This is a genomic window from Actinomadura chibensis NBRC 106107, assembly GCF_001552135.1.
In the GTDB taxonomy this organism is placed as follows: Bacteria; Actinomycetota; Actinomycetes; order Streptosporangiales; family Streptosporangiaceae; genus Spirillospora; species Spirillospora chibensis.
The window spans coordinates 1-13,134 of the sequence record NZ_BCQP01000044.1 but is presented as its reverse complement, the minus strand read 5'-3'; the positions used below and the strand labels follow the sequence as shown (position 1 = coordinate 13,134).

At 72.8% G+C, this 13,134-nt stretch carries 8 protein-coding genes; 6 read left to right on the top strand and 2 right to left on the bottom strand.

Translation table 11 applies throughout. From position 1 onward, the window contains the following. Nucleotides 1–8: 8 nt before the first annotated feature. Together ACH01S_RS25255 and ACH01S_RS25250 are read right to left on the bottom strand one after the other, a co-directional pair. Nucleotides 9–572: a DUF6542 domain-containing protein gene (locus ACH01S_RS25255; protein WP_246236623.1), complete on the bottom strand. Its 564-nt coding sequence runs from the start codon at nucleotides 570–572 to the stop codon at nucleotides 9–11. 56 nt (nucleotides 573–628) lie between these two features. Beyond that, on the bottom strand, nucleotides 629–2,026 hold the full coding sequence (locus ACH01S_RS25250) for a DNA recombination protein RmuC (protein WP_083981116.1): 1,398 nt from the start codon (nucleotides 2,024–2,026) through the stop codon (nucleotides 629–631). A gap of 153 nt (nucleotides 2,027–2,179) precedes the next feature. On the opposite strand from ACH01S_RS25250, the gene ychF reads away from it, so the two are divergent. From ychF to ACH01S_RS25220, 6 genes are all read left to right on the top strand, one after another. Then, nucleotides 2,180–3,271, top strand: a complete 1,092-nt coding sequence (gene ychF, locus ACH01S_RS25245; protein WP_067896335.1) for a redox-regulated ATPase YchF — start codon at nucleotides 2,180–2,182, stop codon at nucleotides 3,269–3,271. Nucleotides 3,272–3,807: 536 nt separating this feature from the next. After that, on the top strand, nucleotides 3,808–4,842 hold the full coding sequence (locus tag ACH01S_RS25240) for a conjugal transfer protein (RefSeq protein WP_067896333.1): 1,035 nt from the start codon (nucleotides 3,808–3,810) through the stop codon (nucleotides 4,840–4,842). A 60-nt stretch (nucleotides 4,843–4,902) separates the two neighbouring features. Further along, complete coding sequence (locus ACH01S_RS25235) at nucleotides 4,903–5,190, top strand: hypothetical protein (protein WP_067896330.1); 288 nt, start codon at nucleotides 4,903–4,905, stop codon at nucleotides 5,188–5,190. A 51-nt stretch (nucleotides 5,191–5,241) separates the two neighbouring features. Next, on the top strand, nucleotides 5,242–8,700 hold the full coding sequence (locus tag ACH01S_RS25230) for a TcpE family conjugal transfer membrane protein (protein ID WP_067896327.1): 3,459 nt from the start codon (nucleotides 5,242–5,244) through the stop codon (nucleotides 8,698–8,700). 148 nt (nucleotides 8,701–8,848) lie between these two features. Further along, nucleotides 8,849–11,338: an ATP-binding protein gene (locus ACH01S_RS25225; RefSeq protein WP_246236624.1), complete on the top strand. Its 2,490-nt coding sequence runs from the start codon at nucleotides 8,849–8,851 to the stop codon at nucleotides 11,336–11,338. Next, the coding region (locus ACH01S_RS25220) for a type IV secretion system protein (RefSeq protein ID WP_067896321.1) at nucleotides 11,335–13,134 on the top strand (1,800 nt) is incomplete at its 3' end. The genes ACH01S_RS25225 and ACH01S_RS25220, both read left to right, overlap by 4 nt.

Genomic DNA, 13,134 nt, shown 5'->3' with positions numbered 1-13,134 from the left:
CGGACGGGCTAGTCGACGTCGCCGTGGTGGAGGCGGCGGCGGTCCCGCGCCGTGCCGGGGGACTCGTCCCAGCGGACGGGGTTCTCGTTCTCCTCCTTCTCGAAGAGGCGGAACCCGGCGAGCTTCTCCCGCAGGTCGCGGATGTTCGTCCGCAGCCCGCGGGCCAGGCAGATGACGACGACGAGGACCGTCCCGAAGAACAGCCACGGCGCGGTGGCCGCGAGCGCCGTGAGCACCCCGACCGTGACGCCGCGCAGCAGCGACCCGTCGCCCACGGTGTCGGCGAGGACGACGAGGACCGTGGCGCCGAAGAACACCAGCGGCGGGCTCACCACCAGCGTGAGCAGGTCGGCCGGACGGGTGGCGAACGCGGCCAGCGCGCAGCCGATCGCGAACCCGGCCCCGGCGAGCAGCGGAACGCCGAGCCAGCGCGACAGCAGCCCGCACAGGACGCCCGCGGCGAACATGACGACGATCCCGCCGCGCCCGGTGAGGGCGATCGGCCCGCCCGCCGAGGACGCCGCGGCGCGGGCCCGCCGCGGCGATCCGGAGGCGCCGCGCTCACGTCCCACTGAACCCCCTGGAGCCGGCGACGCGCCGCCGGGCGCCCCGCGTACCGTGGTCGAACTCATGGCCACCTCTTCCCGGTGGGGGGACGGCTCTGCGTGCCCCCAGGTTCGCTCCGCTCATGGGTCGTTCGCCGATCAGTCTGCTCGGGGATGGCCCGTCCGCCGAAACCTATCGTTTCCGCGGCGGGGGCAGGCTGGGCGCGGCTCTCGTCAGGGGTCTCGCCGGGCTCCCTCTCATCGGTGTACGGCTCGTCGGGGGCGGTCAGTTCGGCGGCCGAGAGCGCGCGGGGGCTCTCCTCGACGGGGGACGGGCCGTGCAGGCCGTCGTCCACGACGCCCAGTTCGTTCAGTTTGCGCGCACTGACCAGGACGCGGGTTTCGAGCGACCCGACCGTCCGGTTGTAGGACTTGACGGCTCCGGTGATGGCGCGGCCCAGGTCGTCGACGTGCTGGCCCATCGTCCCGAGGCGCTCGTACAGCTCCTTGCCGAGCTCGAAGACCGCGCGGGCGTTGCGGGAGAGCGCGGCCTGCTGCCACGCGTACGAGGCGGTGCGGAGCATGGTGATGAGCGTCGTCGGCGTCGCGATGTGGACGCGCCGCCGCATCGCGTACTCCAGCAGGGCCGGGTCGCGGTCGAGCGCGGGCGCGAGGAACGCCTCGCCGGGGATGAACAGGACGACGAACTCCGGCGCCGGGGAGAACGCCTGCCAATACGACTTCGCCGCCAGCCGGTCGACGTGGTCGCGCAGGTGGCGGGCGTGCGCGTCCAGCCGCACCGGGTCGCCGCTCTCGGCGGCCTGGAGGTAGGCGGCGAGGGACACCTTGGAGTCGACCACGATGTTCTTGCCGCCGACGAGCCGGACCACCATGTCCGGACGGACGGTCCCGTCGACCGTCGCAGCGCTGGCCTGCTCGTCGAAGTCGCAGTGGTGCGTCATCCCGGCCAGCTCGACGACGCGGCGGAGCTGGAGCTCGCCCCACCGGCCGCGCGCCTCCGGCCGCTGCAGCGCCCGGACCAGCGACTGCGTCTCGCGCCTGAGCTGGTCGGAGCTCTGCCGGACGAAGTCGACCTGCTTCGCCAGCATCGCGTGCGACTCGCGGCGGCCCGTCTCGACCTCGCGGAGCTGCTCCTCCACCTTCGCGAGGGTCTCCTTCAGCGGCGCCACCAGGTGCTCGACGGCCTGCTGCCGGCGCTGCAGCTCGCCCGCCGCCTCGGCCCCGGCGGCCTTGAGGCGCGCGTCGGCCAGTTCGAGGAAGCGCTGGTTGCTCGCGTCCAGGGCCTTCGCGGACAGGTTCTCGAAGTGCTCGGCCATCCGCCCCTCGGCGTAGGCGAGCTTCTCCTCCGCCGCCCGCGCCCGCGCGATCAGCGCGCCCTGCCGGCTCGTCGCGAGCGCGTACCCGGCGACGACGCCGAACACGGCGCCGATGAGGAGACCGGCGAACAGCGCGACGTCCATCGCCTCATCGTGGCAGCGCCGCGCCGATCGGCGTCCGCGACGCGCCGTGTCGCCGCCCGTCCCCGGACATTTGGCCCAACCTTCACCCTGCCGCGGGCCGCCGGAGGTTCCGGGCAGCCCGAGAGGTTCGCCGACGCCCATAAACTTGCGGCCGTGAGCCTCTCCATCGGAATCGCCGGGCTGCCCAACGTCGGCAAGTCCACCTTGTTCAACGCGCTGACCAAGAACGACGCGCTGGCGGCGAACTACCCGTTCGCGACCATCGAGCCCAACGTCGGCGTGGTCGGGGTGCCCGACCCGCGGCTCGGCGTCCTCGCGGAGCTGTTCGGCTCGCAGAAGATCATCCCGGCGACGATGGAGTTCGTGGACATCGCGGGCATCGTCAAGGGCGCGTCCGAGGGGCAGGGGCTCGGCAACAAGTTCCTCGCCAACATCCGCGAGACGAACGCGATCTGCCAGGTCATCCGCGCCTTCGAGGACCCGGACGTCACCCATGTGGACGGCGACGTCGCCCCGTCCCGCGACATCGAGACGATCAACACCGAGCTGATCCTCGCCGACCTCCAGACGATCGAGCGCGCCCTGCCGCGCCTCGACAAGGAGGCCCGGACGAAGAAGGACAAGGACAAGCTCGCCGTCGTCGACGCCGTCACCGCCGCGCAGAAGCTGCTGGACGACGGCGTCACCCTGTTCGCGGGCGCCGCGTCCGCCGGGATCGACCTGGCGCTGCTGCGCGAGCTGCACCTGCTCACGGCGAAGCCGTTCCTCTACGTCTTCAACCTCGACGAGAGCGAGCTGACCGACGAGGCCCTGCGCGCGCGCCTGCGCGACCTGGTCGCCCCGGCCGAGGCCATCTTCCTGGACGCCAAGATCGAGGCCGAGCTGATCGAGCTGCCGGACGACGAGGCCCTCGAACTGCTGCAGGGCATGGGCCAGGAGGAGTCGGGGCTGTCGCAGCTCGTCCGGATCGGGTTCGACACGCTCGGCCTCCAGACGTACCTGACGGCGGGCCCCAAGGAGGCGCGGGCCTGGACGATCCGCAAGGGCGCCACCGCGCCCGAGGCGGCCGGCGTCATCCACACCGACTTCCAGCGCGGCTTCATCAAGGCGGAGGTCGTGTCGTTCGACGACCTCACCAAGGCCGGGTCGATGGCCGCCGCCCGCACGGCGGGCCGGGTCCGCATGGAGGGCAAGGACTACGTCATGCAGGACGGCGACGTCGTCGAGTTCCGGTTCAACGTCTGACGGTCTTCCGCGTCCGAGTCGTGCCGTTTCTGGGCAGGCGCGTGACCTCTGTGATTTTGGCTACAGATGGTTCTCGTGGTGCCCGTGGGCCTGGTGACCGCGCCGGGCGTGTCGTGGCGCCTCAAGGGGCCGCTGAGCTGGGACTTCTGCCGGAAATCATCCTGAATCCGATATAATGCCGGTTTCTGTCGGAAACAGATTGCGGTCGGGGGCGACACCCGGTGAGCAACTGACCGCCGACTCGTGCCGCTTGTCCGGATCCTTGACCTGCGCACTGTTCGGAGGCCCGGATAGGGGATCGTCACCGTTTGGCAATCTTCCCCGTTCCTGCTGAGGTGGATTGCATTATCCACAACCGCGTGCCGGGGCTGTGCTTCGCTGCGATGCGCTGGAACAATTGACGCTCGTGGTTACCCTGGGCCCGAGGTGGGTTCAGAAAGGCCACCGGGCAGGACGACCACGCACACACGACCAGGCATACACCAGCAGGCACACAGGACCGCGCCGACCGGGGGCGAGGCGCGAGCGGAGGCAGGATGGCTCGCAGGTCGGCCGCGGGACGCGGCCGTGACACCGCCGTTGTCGAGGAGGCCGCGGCGCCCGGCCGGGCGCTCGCCTCCGCCGACCCGTGGGACCTGCCGGGCGGCGACCGGCGCCGCGGCGGCTCGGACGGCGGCGGGCGGCGCGGCGGGCGCTGGGGCGGGTCCGGCGGCCGCTGGTGGGTCTGGCTCGGCCGGGCCGTCCTCTGGGCGCTGATCATCGTCATCCTGGTCAACGGCATCCGCGCGCCGCTCGAACGGTTCACCTCCGACGACTCCTCCGGCGGGTCCGGCGGGACGGCGACGCCCGGCGCGAAGCCCGCCCGCGGCGCCGGGTTCCCGACGAGCGCCGCCGGCGCGTTCGCCATCCAGTTCGCGAACGTCTACCTGAACTACGACCAGAAGGGCGCGCCCGCCCGCGAGGCGCAATTGCGCACGTTCCTGCCCGACGGCGCCGACGCCCAATTCGGCTGGAACGGTGTCGGCCGGATGCAGGTGCAGTCCGTCCAGGTCGCCGGAGTGGACGCCCGCGACGCCAACAACGCGACGGTCACGCTGCTCGCCCGCACCGCCGACAAGTGGCTCCGGCTCGCCGTTCCCGTGTACGCCGACAACGGCGGCGCGCTGGTCGTGTCGGCCCGTCCCGCGCTGCTTCCCCCGCCCACCAAGGCCAGGCTTCCCCAGGGCGGCGTGCAAGACCGCGACACCGCGCTCGAAGGCGAACTCCAGCCGTTCCTCAGCACCTTCTTCCAGGAGTACGCGACCGGCAACCAGGCCGCGCTGTCACGCTTCTCCGCCGACGGCGCGACCATTCCGGGGCTCGCCAACTCCGTGGCGTTCGTGCAGGTCAAGGAGGTCGTCGCGCCGAAGGGATCCGCGGGCGAGCGCACCGTCACCGCGACGGTCGTGTGGCAGCCCGCGGGCGGCGGCGGGGGCGAGCTGGAACAGGCGTACCAGCTCGCCATGGTCAAGAAGGGCGCGACGTGGCTCGTGCGCGACATTCGCGGCACCACCCAACCGAACGCATCATGAAAGGCCGCGATTTGAAGAAGCCGACCCCTGAATCCGCCGACCGAGGAAGGTAGCCAGTCGATGCTGCACCACATCATGGCGTCGATTCCCCATGAAATTCTGGCGGCGCCCGAGAACGACGAACTGAAAACAGACGATCTCGCCGACTGGCTGCGCCAGATTTTCGGTCCGCTGTTCCTGGTGATCGTCTCCATCGTGGCGATCTTCTTCCTGTTCACCCGGGAGATCACGCGTTTCGTCCAGTTCATCGTGCTGGCCATCGGGATCGGGGTGATCTTCTACGTGCCCAACATCATCGAGACCACGGCCAAGGCGATAGCCAAGGCCCTCGGCGTGGACGTCACCTGACCGCGAGGTCGGCGGACGGCACGGTGCTCGCGCAGTTAGGGGAGTAGGGGCGTGGATCTACCCACGTACACGAACATCTGGCGCATCGAGAAGCGGCTGTACAAGCTGTACGACCTGCGGCTTCCCATGCCGCTGCCGCTCGTCCAGATCGGCGTGTTCCTCGGGGTGTTCGTGCCCTGGATCGTGTTCCTCCGGGTCGTCGGCATCCCGTTCGAGTCCCCCTGGCACGTGCTGTACATCGTCCCGCCGGGCGTGCTGACCTGGCTGGCGACGCGTCCCGTCATCGAGGGCAAGCGGCTCACCGAGCTGCTGCTCTCCCAGGGGCGCTACCTCACCGAGCCGCGCACCTGGTGCCGCCTCACCCCGATCCGGGAGCCGCGCGAGGTCGTCATCGTGGCCCGCGTCTGGCGCCGCGCGGGCGCCCCGGCCCCGGTCGCCGCCGCGGAGCGCGCCGCGATCAAGTCCCGCCGCAAGGGCCGCAAGGCCGCCGCCGCACCGGCCGCCGCCCGGCTCGCCGAGCCCGCCGCCCCCGCCGTCCAGCCGGTCGCGGCCGCGGAGCCCGCCCTGGTGCCGCGCCCCGCCGTGGCCGCCGCGCCCCCGTCCCTCGGCGACTACGCCGCCCAGCACGACGTCCCCGCTCCGGCCGAGGCCCCCGCCGTGCCCAAGCCGTGGCGCCGCACCACCCGCGACATCTCGCACGAGGACGACGTGCAGTTCGCCCCCGCCGAGCACGAGCAGCCCCAGGCGGCTCCCCAGCTGGAGGCCCCCTCGGGCTCCGGCAAGCGCGCCCTGGCCTCCGGCGTCCGCCGCCCCGGCGCCCCGGCCGAGATCTGGCAGGCGGCCGTCCCGCCCGCGACGGCCCCCGACGTCCCGCGCCAGGCCCCCGCCCCGCGCCCCGACGTCCGCCGCGCCGCCGAAGAGATCGCCAACGCGACCCCCCACGAGGCCGCCGCACCCCCCGCGATCCCCGCCCCGGCGAAGCCGACCGCCCCCCAGCACCCCGCCGAAGGCCCCAACCCAAGCCGCCCGGAAGGCGCGAACACGCCAACCGACCGCGAAAACACAGCCGCGACGCCCGAAGCCGCAGAGTCGACAACCGCAACTGCCCCAAGCGAGCACGACGGCGCCACCGCCGTTCAGCAGCCGAACGTTCCGCAGCAGCGCGCCGAGGGTGCCAAGCCGGAGGTGGCGAGCGCGCCGGGCGAGCACGATGGCGCTGCCGCTGTTCAGCAGCCCGGCGTTCCGCGGCGGCCCGTCGAGGGTGCCAAGCCCGAAGGCGCGGGTGCGCCGGGCGAGCGTGACGGCGCCGCCGCCGTTTGGCAGCCGGTCGTTGCGCAGCGGCGTGCCGATGGCGCTACGCCGGAGGGCGCGAATGCGCCGGGTGAGCCTGACGGCGCTGCCGCCGTTCAGCAGCCGGTCGTTTCGCTGCGGTCCGTCGAGGGTGCCGAGCCGGAGGTGGCGAGCGCGTCGGGTGAGCGCGATGGCGCTGCCAGTGCTGAGCAGCCTGGCGTTCCGCAGCGGCCCGTCGAGGGGGCCGAGCCGGAGGGCGCGGGTGCGGCGGGTGAGGGTGACGGGGCTGCCGCTGGTCAGCAGTCCGGTGTTTCGCAGGAGCCCTCGGAAGACGTCGGGTCGGCGGGTGCGCGTGGTAGCGCTGCCGAGGGGGCTAGGTCGCGGTGGCCCGACGGTGCGGGTGCTCGGGGGCAGCGTGATGGGGGTGCCGTTGTTGGGCAGCCCGGTGCTCCCGGTCCGGAGGAGTCGGACGTTGAGCGTCGTCAGGACGACGTGGCGGCTTCGGAGGGTGGGCGCGAGCGGGTCAGGGGCGTTGCCGGGGCGGCGGACGGACCCCAGGATCCGGAGCGCGTCCGCGAGCGTGGGACGGGCCCGGCCGGAGAGCCGGGGGACGTGCGGGTGGGCGGACGCGGCCCGCAGGTCTGGTCGGCGGGGGAGACCCGCCGGGACGTCCGGCAGGAGCCCGGGGAGCCGCGCGAGCGGCCGGTCGGGCAGGACCTCACCAAGCGCGCGTTCAACGGCGAGGCCGGGGACAAGAAGGTCGCCGGGCAGCGCACGCCGCCGAAGCGGCCGGCGCCGCCCGCGCCGCCCGCCACGCGGCCCGACATCCCCGTCGTGCCGGGCGCGTTCGGGGCGCGTCCGCAGAACGGCGAGGGCGCGCGACCACCCGAGCAGCAGTTGCCGCAGACTCCTCAACTGCCGCAGAGCCCCCAGTTGCCGCAGACTCCTCAGCTACCGCAGAGCCCTCAACTGCCGCAGACTCCTCAACAGGCGGGTCCTCCACAGCCCCAGACTCCCCAACAGGGCCGGACTCCTCAGGAGCCGCCGCGGATGGAGCCGCGGCCGTGGTCGCAGGGGCTGTCGAAGCCGCAGCGTCCCGCGGCGGCCGAGCACACCGCGTGGCCGCCCGCCGCGCCCCCGCCGTCCGCCCCGCCCGCGCCGTCCGCGCCGCCCGTCCAGGAGCCGCAGGAGCAGCCCCGGGCCGCGGAGGCGGTCGGCGAGCAGGCGCCGCCTCGGGAGGTCAGGTCGCAGCCCGCGTCGCCCGTCCGGCCGCGGCCGCTGCCGCCGCCCCCGGCGCCGCCGCAGTCCGGGCCCGCGATCACCCCGCCGGACCCGGAGCACGAGGTCACCGGGGGCGGGCTCCGGCGGCTGTTCCACGCGGTCGGCGGCGGGCACGGCGACGTCGACGCCGACTACGAGCAGCGGCTCCAGCAGCCGTTCCACGGGACGCGGCACATCGTCGTCCTCGGCTGCACCGGCGGCGCCGGGCAGACGGTGACCGGGCTGATGCTCGGCCACACGTTCGCCCAGCACAACGGCGAGCCGATCGTCGCGGTGGACGTGAACCCCGGCCCCGGCGCGCTCGCCCGGCGGACGCGCAGCGACACCAACGAGACGCTCACCGGCCTCATCACGCGCGCCGACCAGGTCGGCAGCCTCACCGCGATGCGCCGCTACACCTCGCAGGCGAAGTCCGGCCTGGACGTCATCGCGGCGGGCAAGAACCCGCTGCAGGCGCTCGACGACCGCGACTACGCGCTCGCGATCCGCACCCTCGACCGGTTCTACTCGGTGACCCTGCTGGACGCGGCCGCCGCCGTGGTCGCGCGCGTCCTGCCCTACGCCGACCAGCTCGTCCTCGTCGCCCCGGCGAGCGCCGACGCGCCGCGCGCGGTGTCGATGACGTTCGAGTGGCTGGACGGCCACGGCTACGAGGAGCTGCGCTCCCGCGCGGTCACGGTGATCAACGGGGTGAGCCGCCGCAGCATGGACGACGTCGAGCAGGCCGAGGCCGTGGCGCGCGGCAGATGCCGGGCGCTGGTGCGCATCCCGTGGGACGATCACCTCAGCATGGACCGCGCGCCGCGCAACGAGCTGAAGTCGTTGCGGACGCCGACGCGCCGCGCCTATCTTGCCCTCGCCGGCGTGGTCGCCGGCGGCTTCACCGTCATGCCCGAGCGTTACCAGGAGTTCCAGCAGGAGCAGGAGGCCACCCGATGAGCGCCCCTCGCGGGCATCGAGCGGACATCGTCGTCGGACTGGCGGGCGCGCCTGATCTTGATGACCGTCCGGACGGCGAACACTCTCCCCGGCGGCCCTGCACGCCTCCCGGCGCGTCGGGACAATGGACCGGGGTTGGGAGGGGCGCGTGAGCAAGTCGAGCCGGTTGGCGGTGCGGTACTTCGACGACCGCGTCCTCCTCACCGACAACGCCGCCTGGGCGTACTTCCGCCTGCCGACCGTGTCGTACGAGTTCACGACGGGCGAGGAGCGCGAGGCGCTCGCCACCAACATCACGATCGCGCTCGCGGGCATCCGGATGCAGGACGCCGAGGTCCACCTGCGGATCGCGCACCGGACGTACCCGGCCGCCGACTGGGCGCTGGCGCTCGACCGGACGTCCGACGGCGGCGCCGGCTGGCGCGAGTACCTGGAGGAGACCTACGCCCACGTGTGGGCCAAGGACTTCTGGACCAAGGAGGTCTACCTCGGGGTGCGGCTCGGGCCGCGCGGGATGGGCGCGCACCTGTCCGGCGGGGTGCTGTCGCAGCTCCTCGGGTTCTACAAGCGGAGCGAGAAGGTCCTCGGCGTCGAGGACGACGCGATCGACAAGAAGGAGATCGCCCGCTGGACGGAGCAGGCCGAGCGCATCGGCCGCGCCCTCGGCGGGTCCGCCCTCTACGCGCGGCACGCGACGTCCACCGAGGTGGCGTGGCTGTTCCAGCACGCGGTCACGGGGTCGCTCGCCGACCCGCCGCCGTCCGCCGTGTCGCGCCGGACGTGGGGCAAGGGCGAGATCGAGTCGCTGGTCGAGGGAGCGATCCACAACGGCCGCTCCTACCTGCGGATCGAGCAGCCGAACTTCACCGGCGCGGGCGGCGGCGCGACCGCCGCGTCCTACGTCGCGTACCTGTCGTTCGCCCGGTTCCCCGACATGATGCCGTTCCCGGACGGCGAGCCCTGGTTCCACTACGCCGACGCCCTGCCGTTCCCGGTGGAGATCAGCGCGCGGATGAAGCTGATCCCGCCCGCGAAGGCGTCCAAGGACGTCTCGCGCAAGCTGGCGCACGCCCGCGACATGGACCAGCACATCCGGGAGGCGGGCGCGGAGGCGCCGATCGCGCTCGCGGAGCAGATCGACGCGGCGCGGATGCTGGAGCACGGCATCACGAAGGAGCGCCTGCCGTTCGTCTACGGGTGGCACCGGCTGATCGTGTCGGCGCCGACGGAGGAGCTGCTCGCCCAGCGGGTGGACGCGGTCGTCGAGCACTACCGCGACATCGGCATCGACGTCGTCAACTCGACCGGCGACCAGTTCTCCCTGTTCCTTGAGTCGCTGCCGGGCGACCAGATCAGGCTGAACGCCTACGCGCAGCGCCAGCCGCTGCGGACGATCGCGGGCGGCATGCCGATCGCGACCGTCGACCTCGGCGACCGCCCGGACGAGAACGACGAGGGCTGGATCGGCCCGTACGTCGGCGAGACGCTCGGCCGGGCCCGCTCGATCGTGCACTTCGACCCGCTGGTCGCGGCGGCCCGGAACCGGCCGACCGCGGTCGCGATCACCGGCGAGCCGGGCGGCGGCAAGACGACCCTCGCGCTGCTGCTGATCTACCAGATGGCGCTGCGCGGCGTGACGGTCGCGGCCATCGACCCGAAGGGCGACGCCGAGTCGCTGGTGGAGCTGCTGAAGGCGCGCGGGCGCCGGGCGCGCATCCTGCCGCTCGGCTCCGCGGCGCCCGGCCTGCTCGACCCGTTCTCGTTCGGCGACGACCTCGCCACGATGAAGACGATGGCGACCGAGACGCTGCGGCTGCTGCTGCCGCGGATGTCGGAGGAGCGCGAGTCCGCGATGATCCAGGCGGTCGGCGCGGTCGCGAACGCCGAGCGCCCCTCGCTCGGCCGGGTCGTCGACCACCTTGAGGCGTCCGACGACCCGGCGTCCAAGAACCTCGGCGCGGTGCTGCGGTCGATGTCGGAGATGCGGCTCGCGCGGCTGTGCTTCGACCCGTCCGGCGGTGAGCGCATCGACACCGCGGGCTGGACGACCGTGTTCACCCTCGGCGGCCTCACCCTCCCGGACGTCGCGATCTCCCGCGAGGACTACTCCTACGAGCAGCGGCTGTCGGTCGCGCTGATGTACCTGGTGTCGCAGTTCGCGCGGCGGCTCATGCACGGGCTCGACCGGCGGCTCCCGAAGGCCATCTTCCTGGACGAGGCGTGGGCCATCACCTCCACCCCGGAGGGCGCGAAGCTGATCCCCGAGGTGTCGCGGATGGGACGGTCCCGCAACACCGCGCTGATCCTCGTCTCCCAGAACGCCGGTGACCTGCTGAACGAGCAGGTCACCAACTGCCTGTCGTCGGTGTTCTCCTTCCGCTCCACCGAGCGGGTCGAGGTCGGCAACGTGATGTCGCTGCTCGGGGTGGAGGCGTCCGACGAGCACAAGGCCGTGCTGCGCAACCTCGGCAACGGCGAGTGCATCTTCCGTGACCTCGACGGCCGAGCGGGGCGCATCGGCGTCGACCTGATCTCCGAGGAACTGCAGCGTTGGCTGGACACCAACCCGACCCGGTCGAGACCGGGCTCGTCCGAACTGACCGTCGCGGGGGCAGAGGTCGAGGAGGTCGGCAGATGAGAACCCGCGACCGGATGGCGCGCCTGCAGCGCTCGCCCGGCCAAGGTCTCGACCGTTTCGTGCTCGCCTCGCCGCGGCGGCGGAGGCTGCGCCGCGCGCGGCGGCCGGTGCTGGTGATGCTGGCGGCGCTCGTGCTGATGGTCGGGCTGTCGCCGATGGCCAGCGCGAACCCGCTGGTCCCCGACGTCTGCAAACCGGCCGACAACCCGGCCCCCGAGCAGTACGGGTCGGGCACGGACGGCCTGATCAAGCCGCCCGACTACCCGAACCGGGAACTGCGCGGGACGCCGGTCGAGCGGCTCACCTACTACGACCGGTACGGGACGGCCGGGCAGACCTGGTACGCGGTCGACATGGGCTGCTCGGACGCCATGGCGCTGATGGGCAACGGCCTCGCCAACACGGTGTTCACCGCCGTCCGGGCCATCGACCGGACGACGATCAGCGTGTACCAGGCGGCCGCGTCGGACTCGCTGCTCGGCTGGCTGAAGGACACCGTCGACGGCGTCATCACCGACATGGGCAAGACGTTCAACGCCCGCTACTGGTCGTGGGTGGTCATCCTCGGCGCGATGTGGCTGGCGTGGTGGGGGCTCGTCCGCAAGCGGGCGAGCAAGGTCACCGAGGGCGTCATCTGGATGGTCGTCGCGATGGTCGCGCTGGTGTGGCTGATCGCGCGCCCGTCCGACTTCACCACGCTCGGGACGAAGACGTCGGAGGCGACGAGCGCCGCCTTCAACGCCGCCCTGCCGCAGAGCAACACCACGGGCGGGGTGTGCATACCGGCGCCCGGCGGCAGACCCGATCCGGCGGCGTCGCAGGACCTGGACGCGACGTCCCGCAACGCGAACCGGCTGTGGGTCGCGCTGGTGTGCAAGCCGTGGCTGCAGGGCGAGTTCGGGACGACCGACCCGAACGCCAAGGTCGTCAAGGACAACGCCGACAAGCTGCTGTGGGCGCAGGCCGTCGACCTGCCGGAGACCTACGGCGCGAACCGGGCCGACCTCGGCAAGAAGGCCGACGCGTACAAGGACGTCTCCAAGAACATCAAGGAAGAACATCCCGGGACGTATCCGCTCTACCAGGGCAAGAACTGGGAGAACCGGCTGGCCGTCGCGTTCGGCGGGCTGCTCGCCGCGCTGGTCGCGGGCCTGCTGATCATGGTCATCGCGATCGCGCTGATCGTGGTGAAGATCGCGTTCCTGCTGCTGCTCGTGGCGGGGCCGATCTTCCTCGGCATCGGCATCCATCCCGGCATCGGCCGGGTGATCGCCGTCCGCTGGCTGGAGCTGCTGCTGTCGATGCTGCTCAAGCAGGCCGCGCTGATCGGCGTGCTGTCGCTGCTGCTGTGGGCGTACGGGCTGATCCTCAGCGAGACGCTGCCGTGGGGGCTGCAGATCCTGCTCATCGCGCTGGTGACGTTCGCGGCGTTCATCTACCGCAAGCCGTTCCAGCACCTGTTCTCCGCCGTCGGGTACTCCGCGATCGGCGCGCGGGAGAAGAGCGAGGCGCAGCTCAACCGGTCCGTGACCGAGACGCGCCGGAGCACGATGGGCGTCGCCGCCGCGGTGCCCGGGGCGGGGCTCGTCCGCTGGGCGAAGCGGGAGGCGGCGTCCGAGGCCGTCGCGCCCGGCGCGCAGCGCGACACCTCGCCCGCCGCCGCGGTCGCGACCGACCGGCGGGCCGCGGTCACCGGGACGGGCGAGGGCCAGTCGCCGGAGGACGCGCCCGTCCTCGCGGCCAGGCCGCGCGGCGGCGGGGCCGCCGCGCACGGCCGGTCGCGGCGCGGCGCGCCG